17 protein-coding genes and 1 pseudogene are annotated in these 17,400 nt (G+C 67.1%); 11 read left to right on the top strand and 7 right to left on the bottom strand.

Annotation, left to right across the window (positions count from 1 at the left end):
• Nucleotides 1-5: 5 nt before the first annotated feature.
• From ACFSXZ_RS03430 to ACFSXZ_RS03420, 3 genes are all read left to right on the top strand, one after another.
• Nucleotides 6-899: a type II secretion system F family protein gene (locus tag ACFSXZ_RS03430; protein WP_378261110.1), complete on the top strand. Its 894-nt coding sequence runs from the start codon at nucleotides 6-8 to the stop codon at nucleotides 897-899.
• A gap of 19 nt (nucleotides 900-918) precedes the next feature.
• Entirely contained in the window at nucleotides 919-1,107 is a 189-nt protein-coding gene (locus ACFSXZ_RS03425) for a hypothetical protein (RefSeq protein ID WP_378261108.1), read from the top strand.
• A 142-nt stretch (nucleotides 1,108-1,249) separates the two neighbouring features.
• Entirely contained in the window at nucleotides 1,250-1,696 is a 447-nt protein-coding gene (locus ACFSXZ_RS03420) for a TadE family protein (protein ID WP_378261106.1), read from the top strand.
• Nucleotides 1,697-1,701: 5 nt separating this feature from the next.
• Here the strand turns inward: ACFSXZ_RS03420 and ACFSXZ_RS03415 are convergent, their stop codons facing one another.
• Entirely contained in the window at nucleotides 1,702-2,808 is a 1,107-nt protein-coding gene (locus tag ACFSXZ_RS03415; protein WP_378261104.1) for a DUF4037 domain-containing protein, read from the bottom strand.
• 419 nt (nucleotides 2,809-3,227) lie between these two features.
• Nucleotides 3,228-3,458 carry a hypothetical protein gene (locus ACFSXZ_RS03410; protein WP_378262805.1) on the bottom strand — a complete coding sequence of 77 codons (231 nt, stop codon included), beginning with the start codon at nucleotides 3,456-3,458 and terminating at the stop codon, nucleotides 3,228-3,230.
• Here ACFSXZ_RS03410 and ACFSXZ_RS03405 point away from each other — a divergent pair.
• From ACFSXZ_RS03405 to ACFSXZ_RS03375, 7 genes are all read left to right on the top strand, one after another.
• Complete coding sequence (locus tag ACFSXZ_RS03405) at nucleotides 3,408-3,794, top strand: pilus assembly protein TadE (protein WP_378262737.1); 387 nt, start codon at nucleotides 3,408-3,410, stop codon at nucleotides 3,792-3,794. The two genes, ACFSXZ_RS03410 and ACFSXZ_RS03405, sit on opposite strands and share 51 nt — an antisense overlap.
• 32 nt (nucleotides 3,795-3,826) lie before the next feature.
• On the top strand, nucleotides 3,827-4,255 hold the full coding sequence (locus tag ACFSXZ_RS03400; RefSeq protein ID WP_378262736.1) for a pilus assembly protein TadG-related protein: 429 nt from the start codon (nucleotides 3,827-3,829) through the stop codon (nucleotides 4,253-4,255).
• Nucleotides 4,256-4,300: 45 nt separating this feature from the next.
• The gene (locus ACFSXZ_RS03395; RefSeq protein ID WP_378261102.1) at nucleotides 4,301-4,714 is read left to right on the top strand and encodes a hypothetical protein; all 414 of its coding nucleotides are present in this window, start codon (nucleotides 4,301-4,303) and stop codon (nucleotides 4,712-4,714) included.
• A 70-nt stretch (nucleotides 4,715-4,784) separates the two neighbouring features.
• The gene (locus tag ACFSXZ_RS03390) at nucleotides 4,785-7,784 is read left to right on the top strand and encodes a BTAD domain-containing putative transcriptional regulator (RefSeq protein WP_378261100.1); all 3,000 of its coding nucleotides are present in this window, start codon (nucleotides 4,785-4,787) and stop codon (nucleotides 7,782-7,784) included.
• 837 nt (nucleotides 7,785-8,621) lie between these two features.
• Nucleotides 8,622-9,800: an AAA family ATPase gene (locus ACFSXZ_RS03385; RefSeq protein ID WP_378261098.1), complete on the top strand. Its 1,179-nt coding sequence runs from the start codon at nucleotides 8,622-8,624 to the stop codon at nucleotides 9,798-9,800.
• A 24-nt stretch (nucleotides 9,801-9,824) separates the two neighbouring features.
• Nucleotides 9,825-11,534 carry a VWA domain-containing protein gene (locus ACFSXZ_RS03380; protein WP_378261096.1) on the top strand — a complete coding sequence of 570 codons (1,710 nt, stop codon included), beginning with the start codon at nucleotides 9,825-9,827 and terminating at the stop codon, nucleotides 11,532-11,534.
• A 664-nt stretch (nucleotides 11,535-12,198) separates the two neighbouring features.
• On the top strand, nucleotides 12,199-13,317 hold the full coding sequence (locus tag ACFSXZ_RS03375; RefSeq protein WP_378261094.1) for a hypothetical protein: 1,119 nt from the start codon (nucleotides 12,199-12,201) through the stop codon (nucleotides 13,315-13,317).
• Between the two features lie 165 nt (nucleotides 13,318-13,482).
• Here ACFSXZ_RS03375 and ACFSXZ_RS03370 read toward each other — a convergent pair whose 3' ends face one another.
• On the bottom strand, nucleotides 13,483-14,253 hold the full coding sequence (locus ACFSXZ_RS03370) for a MarR family transcriptional regulator (RefSeq protein WP_378261092.1): 771 nt from the start codon (nucleotides 14,251-14,253) through the stop codon (nucleotides 13,483-13,485).
• Between the two features lie 363 nt (nucleotides 14,254-14,616).
• On the opposite strand from ACFSXZ_RS03370, the pseudogene ACFSXZ_RS03365 reads away from it, so the two are divergent.
• Nucleotides 14,617-14,832 (top strand): annotated as a pseudogene (locus ACFSXZ_RS03365) (transposase); the annotation flags it as partial.
• A 20-nt stretch (nucleotides 14,833-14,852) separates the two neighbouring features.
• On the opposite strand, the gene ACFSXZ_RS03360 reads toward ACFSXZ_RS03365, so the two are convergent.
• From ACFSXZ_RS03360 to ACFSXZ_RS03345, 4 genes are all read right to left on the bottom strand, one after another.
• Nucleotides 14,853-15,044 carry a helix-turn-helix transcriptional regulator gene (locus ACFSXZ_RS03360; protein ID WP_378261090.1) on the bottom strand — a complete coding sequence of 64 codons (192 nt, stop codon included), beginning with the start codon at nucleotides 15,042-15,044 and terminating at the stop codon, nucleotides 14,853-14,855.
• On the bottom strand, nucleotides 15,028-15,357 hold the full coding sequence (locus ACFSXZ_RS03355) for a helix-turn-helix domain-containing protein (protein ID WP_378261088.1): 330 nt from the start codon (nucleotides 15,355-15,357) through the stop codon (nucleotides 15,028-15,030). The genes ACFSXZ_RS03360 and ACFSXZ_RS03355 overlap by 17 nt, the downstream gene beginning before the upstream one ends.
• A 331-nt stretch (nucleotides 15,358-15,688) precedes the next feature.
• Nucleotides 15,689-16,288 carry a hypothetical protein gene (locus ACFSXZ_RS03350; protein ID WP_378261086.1) on the bottom strand — a complete coding sequence of 200 codons (600 nt, stop codon included), beginning with the start codon at nucleotides 16,286-16,288 and terminating at the stop codon, nucleotides 15,689-15,691.
• Nucleotides 16,289-16,295: 7 nt separating this feature from the next.
• Entirely contained in the window at nucleotides 16,296-17,351 is a 1,056-nt protein-coding gene (locus ACFSXZ_RS03345) for a replication-relaxation family protein (protein WP_378261084.1), read from the bottom strand.
• Nucleotides 17,352-17,400: the final 49 nt, after the last annotated feature.

The raw sequence follows: 17,400 nt of genomic DNA, 5'->3' as shown, positions 1-17,400 counted from the left end.
GTCTCATGGTCATCGGGCTTGTACTCGGAGTCGGGTGCGGCATCGGTCTGTGGGCGTTGGCTGTCTGGCTGTTTCCGCCCCGGCCCGCCCTCGGCGCGATATTGGCGCGCGCCATGACGCGGCCGACACCGGCACCAATCCTCGCCAGCGAGGAGACCGGCTGGGTCGCCAAACTCGGCCGTCCGTTCGTCGCTCCGCTACGCGCGCTCGGTCTACCCGGAACGCGCCTGGCAGGTGATCTGACCGTTCTCGGGCGACCGGTCGCTACGCACCTTGCGGAGAAAGCGGTGCTGGCGATCGCCGGTCTCCTCATGCCGGTGCTCGCGCAACTGCTGCTCATGCTCGCGGGACTGTCGCTGGGTATTCAGTGCCAGGTCGTCGCCGGGCTGGTGCTGGCCGCGTGCGGGTTCGTCGTACCCGACCTGCGCACCCGCTCCGAAGCGGCGAAACTCCGCACCGGGTTCCGCCACGCCCTCTCCGCCTACCTGGACCTCGTATGGATCACCCTCGCGGGAGGCGCCGGAGTCGACAGCGCCCTCCGCGACTCGGCCGCCATCGGCCGCGGCTGGGCCTTCGCCCACATCCGCCGCGCCCTGGACAGAGCGCGCCTCACGCGAACTACTCCCTGGGCCACTCTTCGCCAGCTCGGTGAAGAACTCGACATCACCGAACTGTCCGAACTGGCCGCATCGCTCAGCCTCGCCGGAACCGAAGGCGCCAAAATCCGCACCTCGCTGGCGGCCAAGGCCACAGCGCTACGCACCCACCAACTCGCCGACGCTGAGGCTCAGGCACAAGCGGCCACCGAACGGATGGCCCTTCCGGTCATGGCGCTGTTCCTGGGCTTTCTGGTCTTCATCGCTTACCCGGCGCTCAATCAAATATTGGGCCAACTCTGACCCGCGGGAGGAGAGCGTGATGTGTGCCTATCTGACGGTATTATGCGTAACCTTGAAAGCGCGGTGGAACTTGCTGCGCCAGCAACCGGAGGCTGGATACTCGACCGAGACCGTTCTGGTCACCGCGCTGCTGGTCGTCTTGGCGCTGGCGGTGATCGCTGTCCTCGTCGCGAAGGTAACCGCCAAATCCAAGAGCATCGAATTGTAAGCTGATGATACGCAATACGGACGCGCGGATTTGGCGCTGTAGCGATCCGCTGAAGATATCGGTTCGACCGGTGTTGTTGTCGGCGAGATGTCGCCGGCCCCTGCGATCTGTCGGCCGTACGGCAGGTCGGGACACCACCCCTGTGCGGTATGCCTTGCAGGGTGATCGCGGCGCGGTCACCACCGAGCTCGTGGTCGCCACGCCCGTGTTGCTGTTGATGCTGATGGCGATCGTGCAGTTCGCGTTGTGGTCACACGCCACGCACCTCGCCCAAGCCGCTGCGTCCCAGGGACTCGCCGCCACCCGCGCCCAGGCAGGCACCGTGGCGGCCGGTAACGCCAGCGCGCGGGCGATGCTGGATCAACTCGCGCGTGGCCCCCTGACCGACGTCAGCGTGAATATCGGCCGGAGCGCTACCAGCGCCTCGGTGCAGATCAGTGGCCGCGCTTCTTCTGTGCTCCCGTTCCTCCGCTTGCCGGTGCACGCCGAAGCAGTTGGGCCGGTCGAACGCTTCGTGACAAACGTTTACGGGTTCACGAATTCTGAAGCGGTCTCCGGCGGGAACTCAAGTGCTGGAGGTGCTCGATGACGGTATCAGGGCGCTTCGGTTCGGTTAGGAAAGACTGCTTGGGCAAGGCGTCGAGTAAGCGTGCGGGATCCGAGGGCGTCGGTGCTGTCGACGAATTGGTCGATGGCACCGGTCAATGGCAGGTCGCGCAGCGCGGGGTCGCGGATGGTCGCGATCAGGGCTGCGGTGAAGCGCTCGGCGTGCAGCACCCGGTAGCGCCGATCGTGGAACGAGCGCGTGCGGGGGTCGACCGGTTCGGTGAGCCCGGTCTCGTTGTGCAGGGCGGCGACGGCTTCGTAGGCGCTGGCCAAGTGGTGCTCACGCTCGTGCCAGTCGGTCGCCGCCATAGCAGTAGTGAGTATCGGAGCCAGCCGCGTCGCGCAGGGCAAGCGGGCGAACGCGCTGCCGAGCCACTTGTTGTAGGGCGGGTAGACCCGGTTGAGGAGCAGGCACAGGCGCATCAGATCGCGGGCGAGACGCGCTGCGATGATCGCCGATCCGAGTTCGTCGCCGACGTCGCCGCAGCGTCCGACGAAGGGTTCTTCCTGGCTGACGCGTTGCCATTGGCAGGCCAGGATGTAGCGCCACACGTCGTCGGGATACCAGGCCAGCTGTCGTCGGACCGGGTGAAGCTGGGCCAGACCATCGTGGAAGACGGCGCCGGCGGTGGCTCCGGCCAGGACCTGGGTGGGAGTGGTCAGCCAGTCGAGTGTGGTGATCTCGTCTCGGAGATCGAAGCCGAGGTAGCCGGTCAGCCAGGCACCGAGTTCGGCAACCACAATCCCATGCTGGATACGTCCGAGCGCGGGCCGCATGTGCCGCGTTCCCTGGTCCCCGATCGGGACCAGGTTGGTCGAGTAGCCAGCGATCGTGGTGGGCAGTTGCTCGGCGAGTATGTCGGAGATCCTGGCGCCGTGTTCAGCGAGATCGTCGGGGTGCAGGAACAGTTGCAGGCGCGGTCCCCAGTCGTGGTCGGTGGAGCGGGCGGTGTCGAACCCGAGTACCTCGGAGCCGGGACCGATCAACGTCGCGGTGTGGGCCAGGCCAGGAAAGTGTTGGGACAGCAGGGGATGCACCGCCTCGTCGTAGAGGCGGCCCGACAGTTCCACGCCGGAGATAAACGCTGGAGACACGCGGAGCAGGGTGCCCGACGAGGCGCTGGCCCCGCGACCGGATTTAGCGCGGGCAGTTCAGTCCGACGCGGTGTTGATCAGGTCGGGGTGGTCGAGGATGGCGGTGTAGCGGGCGGCGGCTTTGACCGACATACCAAAGAGGGCGCAGAGGCGGCACAGGTCGCCGCCGGTGACGAGGACTTCGTCGAGGATGCGGTCGGGACAGACGTCAACGGGCTCACGAATTCTGAAGCCATGTCCGGCGGAAACCCTAGCGTTGGGGGTACGCCGTGACGGTACTTGGAAGCTTCGGGTCGCTACGAGCGTGGAGCGGTGGCTGGCGATCGCGAGGCATTGCTGGGTCAGTGATCGCCTGTGGAGATAGTCCAGACTTCGCGGGCGGCGTAGTAGACCAGGACGTAGCCGGCCAGTGGGTCGGCTCACCAGCCGAGGGCGGCGTTGAGCGTCAGTCCGGCCAGAACCGCGGCGGCCAGCAGGCCGTCGATAAGGGTGACGCGACCCTCGGTGCGCGGGAGCGGGTTGTCCGGCCATTGCGGCGCGGTGACTGGGGGAAGTGGTGGCGGACCGATCGGGGTTCTGTGGCGGCGGAAATCACGCTCATGGCTCCGTTTCTGGTCATGCTGCTGGTGTTCGTCGCTGTGGTCATCCATCGTGGAGTCGACGTGCGGCTGAGGTTGGACGACGCCGCGCATCAGGCGGCACGCGCGGCCAGCATCGAACGCATACCCGCTGCCGCCAGCGCGGCGGCCCAGTCCACTGCGGCGAGCGCCCTGTCCGCAGCCGGGGTGCCTTGCCGGGAGCTTGACGTAGAGACCGACACCAGCGCGCTACGGCCCGGCGGTTCGGTCATCGTCGCAGTCTCGTGCACGGTCGACTTCAGAGAAGCCTCCGTCCTCGGTGTGCCAAAGGAAAAACGCTTAGCCAGCACCGCAACCGAGCCGATCGATAGCTGGCGCGGTGGCAACTCCGCCGGAGGCGGGCAATGAATCGCTGGCATGATCTCGGCCGGAACCGCGGGATGCGGTGCCGAAGGTGGTGGTGTGCCGACGAGGGCCGGGTCACCGCGTTCGTCGTCGTGCTGACCATCGGCATCCTGGCTCTCGCGGGACTGACCCTGGACGGCGGTCTCGCCTTAGCGGCCAAGGTGAAGGCCAATGGACAGGCCGAGGCTGCCGCCCGCGCCGGTGCCCAAGCCATTGACCTGGCGGCTTACCGCGACACCGGGGCTCTCCGGTTGGTGGCCGATCAGGCGATCGCCGAGGCGCAACGCTACCTCGCCGCTGCGGGAGCCTCCGGCACCGCGACCGTCTCCGGCGACACCGTGACTGTCAGGGTCGTCAGTTCTCAACGGACTCAACTGCTTGGCGCGGTCGGGATCGGGAGCCTTGCGATTCACGGGCAAGGAAGCGCCCACCCGGAGCGAGGGGTGGTGGCCGTTACCCCGTGACCATCGTAGGCAGAGCCTGGCGTACCAAGAGAAAGCGAGGTTGACATGGCCACATTTGACGAGATTCGTCACCGCATCGAAGAGGCCGACACTGCGCGCAGCGCGCGGCGTTCCGCTGCGGCAACGCAGATCGGCGAGTTGGCTCAGCGGCGAGCGAACATCGTCGAGCAACTCGAAGACATCGAACGGCAACTCGGTGAGGTGCTTGCTGCGGCCAGAGATGTCATCGACATCGCCGAACTGTCGCGGTTCACCGACGTGCCCGCCGCAGACCTCATCCGCTGGCTCGACGCCCGCACGTCACATAAAACGAGTCGTATCAAGCGCAAACGCCCTGCCGCTGACGCACCAGCGAGGAAGAAGACCACAAGCGCGGATGCCTCCCGGGTGAGGCGTCCGGCACCATCTCAAGCCGCGACCGCGGGTGCTTCCACACGTGCCGCAGCACAGACGACGTAAGCGGCACGGACCGCGTTCAGGAGTGCGCTTCGAGCAATAAGCCCTCTACTGCCAATGAATCGAGCCCACCGTGACCACACATTCACCCCGTCCCCGTCAGAAGGCGTCTCGGCCACCGAGCATGCACCGGCGCGCCTCATGGGTGCTCGTGGGCATTCTCCGGTTGCTTGGCCGCGTCCTGCAGGGTCTGATCGCGGCCGCGATGCTTCTCGCGCTCATCGGAGGTCTTCCGTGGGCCTTATGGCACTACATCGGGTGGCCGCTTCCGCACCATGTCCCGACCTTGGCCGAGCTCCAGGGGGTCCTGCTCGGTCCGATGACCACCACATTCCTACTGGACTTCCTGGCCTGCCTGTGTTGGATCACCTGGGCGGTATTCACCCTCGACGTGGTCGGCTGCGCGGCGGAGGTGGTGCGCGGCGTACGGCTATCGGACCTGCCGACCGCTGGAGCGGTGCACGGGCTCGCCGCCGTCTTGGTGGGCGCGGTCGTGTTGTCGGTCCTCGGTAACCGCACAGCCTCGGACTCGGCGCCCATCCGGTCCACTGCGCTTCCGGCTGCCTCGGAGGTGGTCGCGACCGCACCCGCGTGGAACCACGTTTATCCAGGCGTACGCAATGCCGCCTTCACGGAGCAGACGACAGGCGGGAGCGCGACGATCGCGAATCCGCCCCTGCATCCCACATCCGTAGTTGTCCACGCGCCGGAGAACGGAGTGCACGACTCGCTGTGGAGGATCGCGCAGCGCATGCTCGGCGACGGAGCGCGCTGGCCGGAGATCTTCGAGCTCAACAAGGGCAAACCCCAACCGGGACACCGTCCCCTGACCTTGCCCAGCCTGATCTTCCCCGGCCAGGAACTCCTCCTACCCGCCGACGCGACCCTGCCACCACCCACCCCGCCACCCGCACCCCCGACCACCGCCCCGCCCAGCAGCACGCAGCGGCCGCCCGTTCCTTCGACCCAGCCAGCCCCACCGGACCAGACACCGCCCGCGTCCGACGCTGGCGCACGTCAGCCGGCTACCCGGGAACTGGGCGTGCGCTGGGGACCGGAGCTGTTCGTCGGCCTGGGCCTGGCGGCGGCGGTCACCGCCGCGCTGACGATCGCCCGCCGCCGTTACTACAGCCGATACCGGCCCGGCAGCGGCGACCGCACCGACTATCCGATGGCGCCCGTGGTCTACCAACTGCGCATGGCCCACGCCCGAGCCGAATGGGACGACGAAGACGACCACGGTCAGGAACACGTGCCATCACCTCCGACCCTGGTGGTCGGATCCTCCGAGCGCCAAGCACCGTCGCCTGTGCTGGGTGTCCGCGATGGACGCGAAATCGCGTTGGAACTGGCGAGCGCGCGCGGCCTCGGGCTCGTGGGCCCAGGTGCTCCCGCGGCCTTGCGCGCGCTACTGCTCGCAACGCTCACGGGCACGGCACCCGCGAACGGGACGACGGTAGTGGTTCCCGTCGAGGATCTCGCTGTCCTCCTGGGACACCTCGTCACCCGAGCGCAGCTGCCGGCAGCCCTTCGCGTCGTGGACACCCTTGGAGAAGCGCTCGACGCGCTGGAGGCCGAGATTCTGGTGCGCGCGGTGGCCCGCCGCGAGCAGGACATCACCCCGGAGAGTTCGCCGCCGCTGGTGCTGGTGGCCCGACCACAGGAACATCAACAGCAGCGGCTGCAGGCGGTGCTGGACGACGGCGCGCCCTTCGGTGTCACCGGGTTGCTGCTGGGCCAGTGGCGGCCAGGGATCAGCGCCTACGTCCGTGAGGACGGCACGATCTCGGCCACGAGCCCGGGGCCGGGCGAGGCGCTGCGCAAGACCGAGATGTTCCGCCTCGGCGACGACGACACCGTCGAACTGTTGACCCTGCTCCACGATGCCGACCGCCACACGGTCCGACAGCCACTTACTCAGCCCGGGACGGCGTCCGGAATGGCTCAGACGAAAATCCGTCGTCCGCTGATGTTGGCGGATGCCGAGCCAGCCAAGACAGACCAAGCGGGCGGAACCGCTGTCGGCCCTGACACTGAACTGGAGATCACCGCCGCCGTTGAGACGCCGGTCGACGACACTGCTTTGGAGATCCTCGGCCCGCAGTTGGCTCCCATCCCGCGCCTGCGCGCTCGCCCCCCGGTCCACGACGCCGGACGGCCAGAGGCAAGCGCAGTTGCCAGCGACCACAAGACCGTGGTGGTCGACACTGCGGCCACAGAGAGGGCGGAAGCCGCACCACATTCGCGACCTACCCGAGCACCAGTCCGACTCAGCGTGCTGGGGCCACCGCGAATGTTCTGGCGCCCGGAGCCCGAAGCGGGGGACTCCGAGACGACCGAACGCGAGATCACGACCGTGTTCCAGCCCCGGAGCCTCGAACTGCTGGTGTTCCTCGCCGTGCACCCCGACGGCGTCAACCGCGACACGCTCGTCGGAACCCTGTGGGCCGACACCCCGTCAGGCAAGACGACAAACGCCCTCAACACCGCGCTCTCCCGCCTCCGCGCCGCAACAAGCAAAGCCACCAACGGAACGCTGTCAAACCTCACGATCACCGGAGGCGGCCGCTACCGGCTCGACCCCGAGTTGGTGGAGGTGGACTACTGGCACTTCGAGGCAGCCGTGACCGCACGCCGCGCCGCCCCAACCGTGCAGCAGCGCGTCGATGCCTACCGGCGCGTCGTCGACAGGTACGGAGGTCCGCTGGCCGACGGCCTGTCCAGCAACTGGATCGAGACCGCACGCGAAGCCATCCGCCGCGACGGCATCGACGCCGTCGCAGCACTCGCCCGCGCACTGGTCGACGACGATCCACAACAGACACTGGACCTGCTGGAAGCCGCACGGGCCTTCGACCCCCACAACGAAGCCCTCTACCGCGACATCATGCGACTGCAAGAACGCCTCGGCCAAATCGACGCGATCCCACGCACACTCACCCTGCTCCGCAGACGACTTTCGGAGATCGACGCCAAACCAAGCGCGGAAGCAACCACGCTCGCCGCACGACTCCACCACCGCCACACGCACGACGCCGGCGCCAGCCACCGGCGCACCGTAGCCGGCCGATGAAATCACGAAATCGGTTACTTTTGGTACGGAAAGTGCGGGTACCGAGCGGCCGGCTGGGCGGGCACCGTTCGCGATTTCTAGTGCGTTCAGGATGGTATTGTGCAGAATGTTCGGCCATATATCCCCGGGTGAGGGTTTTCCGGAGCGTCGTGCGTGGCGCGGACGGAATCAACACCGTGCAGATCTGTCAAGACGGTTCGGGCCGAGGGGCAACCGGCACGCTATGATGTCGCACGGAGGCTTGGCCTGGCGAGATCGAGCCTCTGCACGACGGTGACTTCCATCGGGGTTTCCAACCGGGAATCCATTTGGGGATCCAATGGGGGGTCCGATTAGAGTTCCACCCCCCGAATCCAGCAAAAGCGCAGGCGGCTGGCCATGTAGGGGGATCCGCTGGTATCCCAGACTCGCTTGCCCACAAGCGGGTAGACACATCGGGGCGCGTTGTGGGTGCAGGTGAAGGTGGTTGGCCGGCTGCTCGCCCCCATCGTCTCTCATATTCCGTGAATGCCCTCGAATCAATTTCACACCTTTTTCTGGCCGTAATTGTCCGGCGTTCGTCTAATTGGCTTTACCGGTGCACCCTGTTTGCTGTTCTAGGGAAGTATTAAGAGTCGCGACCTGCGTCTTTTCATTCCGGAAACCGTACCGGTGAACGTTTCCTGAAAAAGATTCCTGAAAAATGCGGGCGTTTCGTGTTGCGTGCATTTGCGGGCCGAGTTATCTTTGAATTGCGCCCGGGGAATCGGAAACCGACGAATACCACGCCTGGCGCGAGCCATGTCAAACGAAGCGGGCGGAAACTACCCCGCTGACCGGAAAGGACCACCACCCGCGATGACCACGCCAACTACGCCGCCCCCGGTGTCAGGTTCGACCACGGCCCCGGCCAGCCGGTTGCGCAACGGTGAACTGCGCCGCATGGTGGCACACGTGCTCGTCTACCGGGCGGGCGCCGAGTTGACCCCGCGCGCCATCGCGCAGACGTTGGGCCGTTCCTCGGGCGCGGTGGGCAACGCACTCGCCGCCCTGGCCGACAGCGGGCACGCCGAACGGACCTCGATCAAGCCCCTCCGCTACCGCGCGACCGCGACCACCGTCGACGCCACGACCGTCCCCACGCCCGCCCCGTCCGGCTCGCCCCGGCGGACACGCACACCGCGCACCCCCGCCGTACCGACCGGCGGAGCAACGGCAACGGTGGTGACCGGACCGGTCACGCGACCGAATGGACAGATCTACCACCCGCGCACGCTGTCCGGGATGCCGGACGTGACCGCGCTACGCAAACTGCGCGACGCCGGGGTTGCCGCACTCTTGTACGGGCCACCTGGCACGGGCAAGACGTCGGTGGTCGAGGCCGCCTTCGGTGATCTGATCACCGTGCAGGGCGATGGGGACACCACGGTCGCCGACTTGGTGGGCGAGTACACCCAAACCCCCGACGGGCGTTTCGTGTTCGTCCACGGGCCGCTGGTGCGTGCCATGCGGGAAGGCCGGACCCTGTTCATCGACGACGCGACCCTGATCCCGCCGACCGTGCTGGCCGTGGTCTACCCCGCCATGGACGGCCGCCGCCAGATCATCATCAAGGCCAACGGCGGCGAAACCGTGGACGCCGCGCCCGGGTTCTACGTCGTGGCAGGACACAACCCCGGCGTGCACGGTGCGGTGCTCACCGATGCGCTCGCGTCGCGGTTTTCGGTACAGATCCAGGTTTCCACCGACTACGACCTCGCCGATCAACTCAAGATCGACCCCCGGGCGGTCAAAGTCGCGCGCAACCTCGCCACCCGGCAGGCTAACGGCGAGATCGGCTGGGCCCCGCAACTGCGGGAACTGCTGGCGTTCCACAAAATCGCCGACGTACTCGACCCCACGGCCGCCGCCGGAAATCTGGTCGGCACCGCACCGGAAGAGGACCGCGACATCGTCGCCAGCGTGGTGCGCACCGTGTTCGGCAAACCCGTTACCCCGCTGGCCCTGGGCACCCGCATCCAACCCACCCGACCCTGACCGTCCGGAAAGGACACTCACGCCATGAGCGCACACATGATCGCCGACCCCACCGCCACCGGTACCGCCGTCCTACCCGCCGTGCCCGGATGGGAGAAGTTGTCCACCGCGATGAGCGCCGAGGTACCGGTGATCGCGGGCCGCGACGACCTGCTGGTCACGATCGCGCCCGGGGCGGGGCAGGGTGCCCCGGCGTGTTTCCTACCCGCCCGCGCGATGATCGAAGTCGACGGCACCCACCTGGGCACGGTCGACCCCGCCACCGCCCAGCCCCACCTGATCAGCGACCGTGCCCGCTACGCGCCCGTCTGGGGTGCGCTCACCCACGAATGCGCGCACGCCCAGCACAGCCGGTGGACACCACCCGCCGACGTCGACCCCCGGGCGGTGGCCGCCGCCATGCTGCTGGAAGAACCTCGTATCGAAACCGCCCACATCCGCCGCCGTCCCGACGACCGGCACTGGCTCCGCGCGTGTGTCACCACCATCGTCACCGACGGGCTCAAACTCGGCGACCCCACCCACGCCCCGACCATGACCGCGCCCGACGCCGCCCGCACCGCCGCCCTGCTGCTCGCCCGCGCCGACGGCGGCATCCTTACCCACGCCGAAACCGCACCCCTCGCCACCGTCGTCGAAACGGTGCTGGGCGCGGACAAACTCGCCGCGTTGCGGGCGTTGTGGCGCGAGGCATTCCGGGTCGCCGACGACGACACCGACGCCATGGTCGACCTCGGACGCCGCTGGTGCGAGATCGTCGGCCCTGAACCCACCCCAGCGACCGGTCCTGCTACGCCCTCACCGTTGACAGAAGCGGCCTCTGCCGTGCTCGGCAAGGTCGCAAGCGCGGTAGCACGGGAGACGCTACCGGCGGACCCAGCGATGGTTGCCAGGCAAGCGAAAGCCGCCGTCGACGCCGCGCGACGGTCCGCCGAGAAAACCGCGCGGAAGGTGTTCGAGATCGGTGGCCGCCGCGACGGGCGCACCGAAACCACCGGCACCCGACCGCCCACCAACGCCGAACGCACCGCCGCCCGCGTTCTCGCCCGCGCCTTGACCACAGCCGGAACCCGCGACCGGGCCGCGACGAAGACGACCTCGACCGTTCCGCCCGGACGCCTGCGCATGCGCGGCGTGCTCGCGCGGGAGGCACAACGCGCCGCCGGTGCGATCCCGACCGCCGAACCGTTCACCCGCACCACCCGCGCCACGGTCCCAACCCCGCCGCTCCGGCTCGGTATTGCCTGCGACGTTTCCGGCTCCATGGGCCGTTACGCCCGCCCGGTTGCCTCGGCGGCCTGGATCCTCGCCCACGCTGCCCGCCACACCACCGTGCCCACCGAAACCGCGACCGTGATCTTCGGACACCACGTCCGCCCGATCACCCGGCCCGGCACCGCACCCGCCGCCGTGACCGAGTTCGCCACCCGCGACAACTGGGAAGCCATCGACGACGCGATCGACGCCCTCGACGGCGTGCTCGGACTGGCCCAGCCCGATGCCGCACGACTGCTCGTGATCGTGTCCGATGGACGCTTCCGAGCGACCCCACGCTCGAACGCGCAGAAGCGGATCGACCGGTTGCGTGCTGCCGGGTGTGGTCTCTTGTGGATCGCGCCCGACACCGACGACACCCCGCTGACCGGCGCGACCGTGCACGTCATGGCCGACCCGGCCACCGCCGCCCAAGCCATCGGCCGCGCTGCCACGACCGCCCTGCGCGCCGCCCACTAACCCTGCCCGGGGCGGCGGCCACTGGGGCGCCCGCCACCACGCCCTACGCCACCAAGAAAACGAAGGAACCGCCGTGACGACCCGCCCGTTCGACACCGACGACGGGACCGGAAACCACCCTGCGGCGCCGTAGTCGACCCGGAGACCGGTCGCCCGCGCCTGCTGGGCAGGAAGTGCGCCACGTGCATCTTCCGCCCCGGCAACCTCATGCACATCGACCCTGGCCAGCGAGATCAGATGGTACGCGAGTCCCTCCGTCGCGGTAGTTGGATCGTCTGCCACGACACCTTGCCCGCCACGGGGCGGCCCATCTGCCGGGGTTTCTGGGACGTGCACTGGGCATGAGTCACTCGAGTGCAGGCTCGTAATGGCATAGGCGGCCCGGTCGAAGTCGACCTGCGTGCCAGCATGACCAACCCCGGCGTGCCCGTCGCGCGGTCGGAGCTGTGACCGCGAAAAGACGAACCTGCACCACCTGGACAATTGCATCACGGCCGCTCCGGTTGCACGGTCGCTCTTTGGCTGATCAGGGGCCATTCGTCGAGGACGGAATCGAGTGCACCATGCGTGAGGCCTTTCTCTCGATCGGTGTCGAGATCGACTAGCCTCGAGGCCCTACATCGGGTCCTGTCGAGGACCGGTTACGCCTGGGATGGATGTCGCCGTGAGCGCTGGAATCGATGCTGGAGCAGTTCCGTCGAGGGAAGAGATCGTCGTGTACGAGCCGCGCGAGGATGTGCCGGCGGGTGAGGATCCGTGGATCGGGCCGTTGGTCAGGGCCGCGTCCCGGCGGAGGCGGTCGTTGGCGCTGTGGTCGCTGCCGTTGGTCGTGGTGTGCGTTTATGTTCTCGTCGAGGGCCGGGCGTGGGCGGGAGTTGCCTTGCCTGCGGTGCTGGCGCTGTTCTTCGCTCTGCGCTTTTCCTCCGGTGTCTACGGTTGGTACATGTCCAGTCCCCGGTCTCGGGAGCGGTTGCTGGCGACACCGTTGCGAAAGATCGACCTGGGGGAGGGTGATCTTCGGGCGACGAAGCGCGCCATGTACGCGCGCTTGGCCGACGGCCAGTGGTTCCGGTTCCGGCCGTCGTCGGTCTATGTGCCGCTTCTGGCTCGCAGGCGATACGTGTGGGTACTGGGTCCGGATTCCGCCGGCCGCGTTATCGTTTTCCTTCCCGGCATGGTGCAGGCCGTCGCCCGGCGCGTCGAGAAAACACCTCCGGCCGGGGCCGAGTCGGTCGTCGAGGTCGCGGCGCGGACGGTGGTGCCGAAGGACGATCCGGTGGTGCAGACCGCTGCCCGGTTCAACGTGCTTTACGTGCTCGCCAGTGTCGTGCCGAGTGTGCTGGTCGCCGGGTGGTTTGCGGTGTCCTACGTTCCTTGGCTGCTCGGCCCGGACCGCAGGATCGACACCCTGCCGGGCATCGTCTCGGTGTACGGGGTATTGCTGGCGGTCTTCCTGTTGTGGACATCGTTCGTCATGATATTTCGCTTGCGCCGTTTGGCCGGCGCGGCACGGGCGGTCGTCTGGACGCCGCTGCGGATCACCGTCGATTCCGCACCGCGGCGAGGAGTCGCCTTCCCGAGCCTGACCGGGCGCTGCACGCTACCGGATGACACGCTGCGCTCGGTAGAGCTTCGCCGGGTGAGCGCCAACATCGGGGCCGCGATCGAGGCCTCGGGCGTGCTATGGGTGGCCGGTACACCGAGAGGGGGCGGCAATGCCGTCGGCGTGCCTGGACACCCCTTTCTCGGCGTGGCGAAGCTCGGGCCCGCCAAGAAGCCCTGACCTTACGGCCCCCTGAAGACCTCATGGCACGAACGACGCCGGTCGTGAGCCAGAAGGCGTTCGGTGGGACTTGCTTGCACGCCTCGTATACCGGCCCCTCCGTACGACCACGATGCCCCGGGGACTCGGCCATCGAGTCCCCGGGCAGCCATGGTTCATCATGTGTCAGCCGCTTGCGGCGATGCGGTAGCGCCGGGGAGCCTGCGAGGTCTGTACGGCCACGCCTCGCTCGGTCAGCAGGCTCAGGGCGTTGGCGACCGCACCTGATGACCGGTCCAGGGCCTTCCCGATGGCGGCCGGTCCGAACTCCTCGGTCGGGTGGTCACGGAGATAGTCCTCGACCATGCCGCGTAGTGCACCGGGCGCCAACCGGGGAGCCTTCTCGCGGGTGTTGTTGTCGGTGGCCGCGCTGTTCCCGCTTTGGTGCTGCTCGGCAGTCTTGTCGCCTGACGGGTCGGCGGTCACGGGCGCTGTTGTGTCCACCTCCGCTACCTCGGCGTTGGCCGTTGGGATATCGGCGGATTTCCCGTGTGAGGGGTCGGTCGCTGTCGCGGGCGTTGTCGTGCTGATCGTCTTCGCCTCGGTGTCCGTCCTGGCATCCGTTCGGGCGCGCTCGGCCTTGCTGATATCCATTTCCTCGTGCTGGTCGTCGGCGATCACCCACCGGTCGGCAGTTCGTTGACCGCCTTCGAAGATTCCAGGAGTGCGGGTGGCGTTGCCCTGGTTCGCCCACTTGGCGAGGATCTTTCCCGCCGTGGATTTCCCGATGCTCGCCGCGCTGGCCAGCCCGGTGGCAGTGCTATTCGGATTGGCGCGCAACGCTTCCCACAGCTTGGCCTCCGCCTCCGTACGCCCCGTTGGCGTGCCGGCCGATTGCGGGAAGGGCTGAAGCTTGCGAGCGGTAGGACTCTTTTGGGTACGTGTCTGTGTGGACATGACTACCTCGATTCATTGCTATGGGTGGTGGTCATGCCCCGGCCGGGGCGATTGACCCGCCGGTGCGCTGCCGGTTGGTTCGGGCCACACGTCTATGGACGCTTCCTTCGCCATTGAAGTCAAGTGGATTCGGCAAATGCGATGACTGTCTTTTATGGACGGTCCCATCCTCGCGTCGCCAAGCACAAGTTAGTGCGGAGAGCTGGCGGGACTGCGGTCGGTTCTCACATGGCGAAGCTTCGATCCCGATGCCGCCGACCGGGCTGGGCGCCGCGGGCTGAATGGGAAGCTGTGATGGGGCTGTTTCGTCTGGCCGAACGACTGCCGGACGCCGCGCGGGAAACCGCCGGTGCTCTTGTCTCGGGCAAACCCGGCTCGAAGATCTACATCCTGTCCGAGCGTACGGGCATACCGCTCTCGGTCGCTGAGTCGGCCGCCAACACTCACGATTCCCACGCTCTCAAGCCCCTGGTCAATGCCATTCCAGCGATCAAATCCCGGCGCGATCCCCGCCGTCGCAAGCCCGGCAAGCTGCATGCCGACAAGGCCTACGACCAGACCGACCTCCACCGTTGGGTCGCCGTGTTGGCAAACTGCGGCTAAGCCCCCTGTACCTCATGGTGGTCGAGCCAATCCTCAAGGTCGGAACGCCTGATACGAAGCTCGGCGTTCGGCAACTTGATACACTTGGGTCCTCGTCGTTTCGCCCGCCACTGATAAAAGGTGCTGCGCCCGACCTTCAGTTCGGCACACACCTCAGCTACGGTTAGCAACTCACGCTGGCTGTTCATGCGATTCCTTTCGGAGTCGTTGCACGAAATCGTCCACTCCGGAAGCTGGGACACGCCTGATGTTGCCGATTTTGACTGACTCAAGGTCGCCAGTCTTGACTAGCGAGTAGGCAACTGTCCGGCTGATCGCCAATCGCTGGGCAGCTTGCTCCACCGTCAGCAGTACGCGCGGTTGATCGGGCAGGATGGAAGGACACTCTTGGAGCTGACGCACAATCGCGTCAGCGATCAGTGGAGCTATCGCGCGTGCGAGTGCGTCAGTCCCGCCCCTGACGTCAAGATCAAGCGTCAATCCTTGTCGATCTTCATTCATATTCTCGTCCAGAAACAGATTTTGCGATTAGTGGTGCCAGTTAAGGTAGTGTACGACGGCGCGTCCCGGAGCCGACACGCCGTCGTTTGACGAACCGAGTCAATACAAGCACGACCGGGAACGCCGGACGCTCACCCGCGTCGACGAACAGATCGGGGAACGCTGAACAGGAGGTCGCGGGGAAAACCGCGGTATGGGGACCGGCGTTGTCGGTCAGCGTCTCCTGCCGGTCGTGTCCGCCGGTGAGCGCCTACCGGCCAACATCTGCTTAAACCGCGAAGCAAGCACGATTTCTGCCGGCGTCGGTGTGGCTGGGGCCGGTCGGGGTCTCTTATGAGCGCGAGCCCTGTGGACACGTGCTCACGGGTTGCTCAGGATCTTCCGGAATTGCTCGGGAATTCCCGGAATCTACAATGGCGACAATAAGGCGCGCGGCCTGTTCGTGCGTGGCGTAGGCGTTGGGGAAGGCGGAGCGTTGGACAGCCTGCGCGGCGCTGGCGACGCTCATCTGCTGCCAGCCGGGTACGGCGAGCAGATGCTGGTAGAACTGGGTGGCAGCGTAGGCGGGATTCATGATCTGCGTCGGGCTTCCCCAGCCTTGCGAGGGGCGTTGTTGGAAGAGGCCGAGGCTGTCGCGGTCGCCGTAGCTGAGATTGCGGAGCCCGGATTCCTGTATCGCGGCGGTGATGGCCACCACCCACCCCCGCTCGGGGATGTTCATCTGTTTGCCGACCGCGACGATGGTGGTCGCGTTGGCAAGTTGATCCGGCCCGTAGCCAGCTACCTCGGCGTGATCGCTGGCGAGCGCACAGTCGTTGCTGCTGGTGCGGCCACCGAACACCGCTGAGACCGCGCCGGAGATTCCGGCGGCGATCACTACGGGAAAGAACACGATGGCTACGAACGTCGCGATACCGACCTTCGCGAGCATCAGCGGCTCACCGGCAGGGGTTGCTCGGTGCCTGTGAACTAGCCGGAGGCATCGGTCGCGGGGCCGGAGCGATTACCAGCGGCGAGTCCGACATAGGTTCGAGATCGCTACCGGGCTTGTCGGGGGTGTTGGCTGGCGGTACATGCGGCCAGGCGGCGGTCAGTCGGTGCAATGTCCAGCGTGCGTTGGCTCCGCCGACGGTGTCGAGGGGCAGCCAGACCTCCTCGGCGGGACTCGGCGTGGCGTCGGGGCTGAGCAGGTCTGCGGTGGCGGTCGCGAGGGGCACCGATCGTGGGTTGTCGAGGGTTTGCCAGGCGCGGTGCAGCAGGCGTCGGGCGGCGGCCTCGCGGCGTGCGGTCGTGAGCCACACGAGTACGGGCGTGGTGATGCCGCTGGAGGCGGCGAGCGCGGCGTAGCCGGTGAGTTTTCCGGCGAGCTTGGTGAGTGGTTCGGTTCCGAAGTCGTATTCGAGGAAGAACTCGATCTCCGTCCCGTGGTTTGTCCAACGGCCGTAACCGTCGGGTTTGACCAGGTCACCGAAGTGGCGGGCGCAACGGGTCTCCGACCACCACGCCGTCAGGGCCTCTTCTCCAGAGCTCGTGCGTGATGCGGCGACGAGGGCGGTGAACCATTCGTTGACGCCGACGATGTGAGCCAGCCGCAGGGAGTGGGCTATGCCGTAGGCGCGGTCGTGCCGATAGCGGAGGTCTTTGACGTCGAGGCCGTCTTCGGCGGCCAGGACGGTGGCTCCGGCAGGAGCGAGGACGTAGTGCATGGGCGCGGTGCCGACCGAGACGAAGGGCTGGAAGCGGTCCACCACCCGCCACGCGTAAAGCTCCCGGAGTCGCATCCGGGCGGCGCGGGCGGAGGGGAAGGTCAGGTCGGTGAGCTGGTGGATGGTGAGGACGCGGTGTTCGTGCAGCATCCGGATGATCCATTTGTCGCGCGGGGTCAGCCGCCAGGCGAGCATGGCCTGGTGTTCGGCGGTGTTGGCCGCACGCGGGGTCGGACGGGTGGTCTTGTGGCCTCGAAGGCCCCTCTGGGGTGTGGGGTTCGAAATCATGGCTCTCCTGACGCGCCAGTGGGCGGAATTGCAGGGCTGATTCGTTGGT

The sequence above is a fragment of the Amycolatopsis pigmentata genome, assembly GCF_042684065.1.
Classification (GTDB): Bacteria; Actinomycetota; Actinomycetes; order Mycobacteriales; family Pseudonocardiaceae; genus Amycolatopsis_E; species Amycolatopsis_E pigmentata.
The sequence above is the reverse complement of the archived record's forward strand: the minus strand, read 5'-3'. Positions and strand labels throughout refer to the sequence as shown.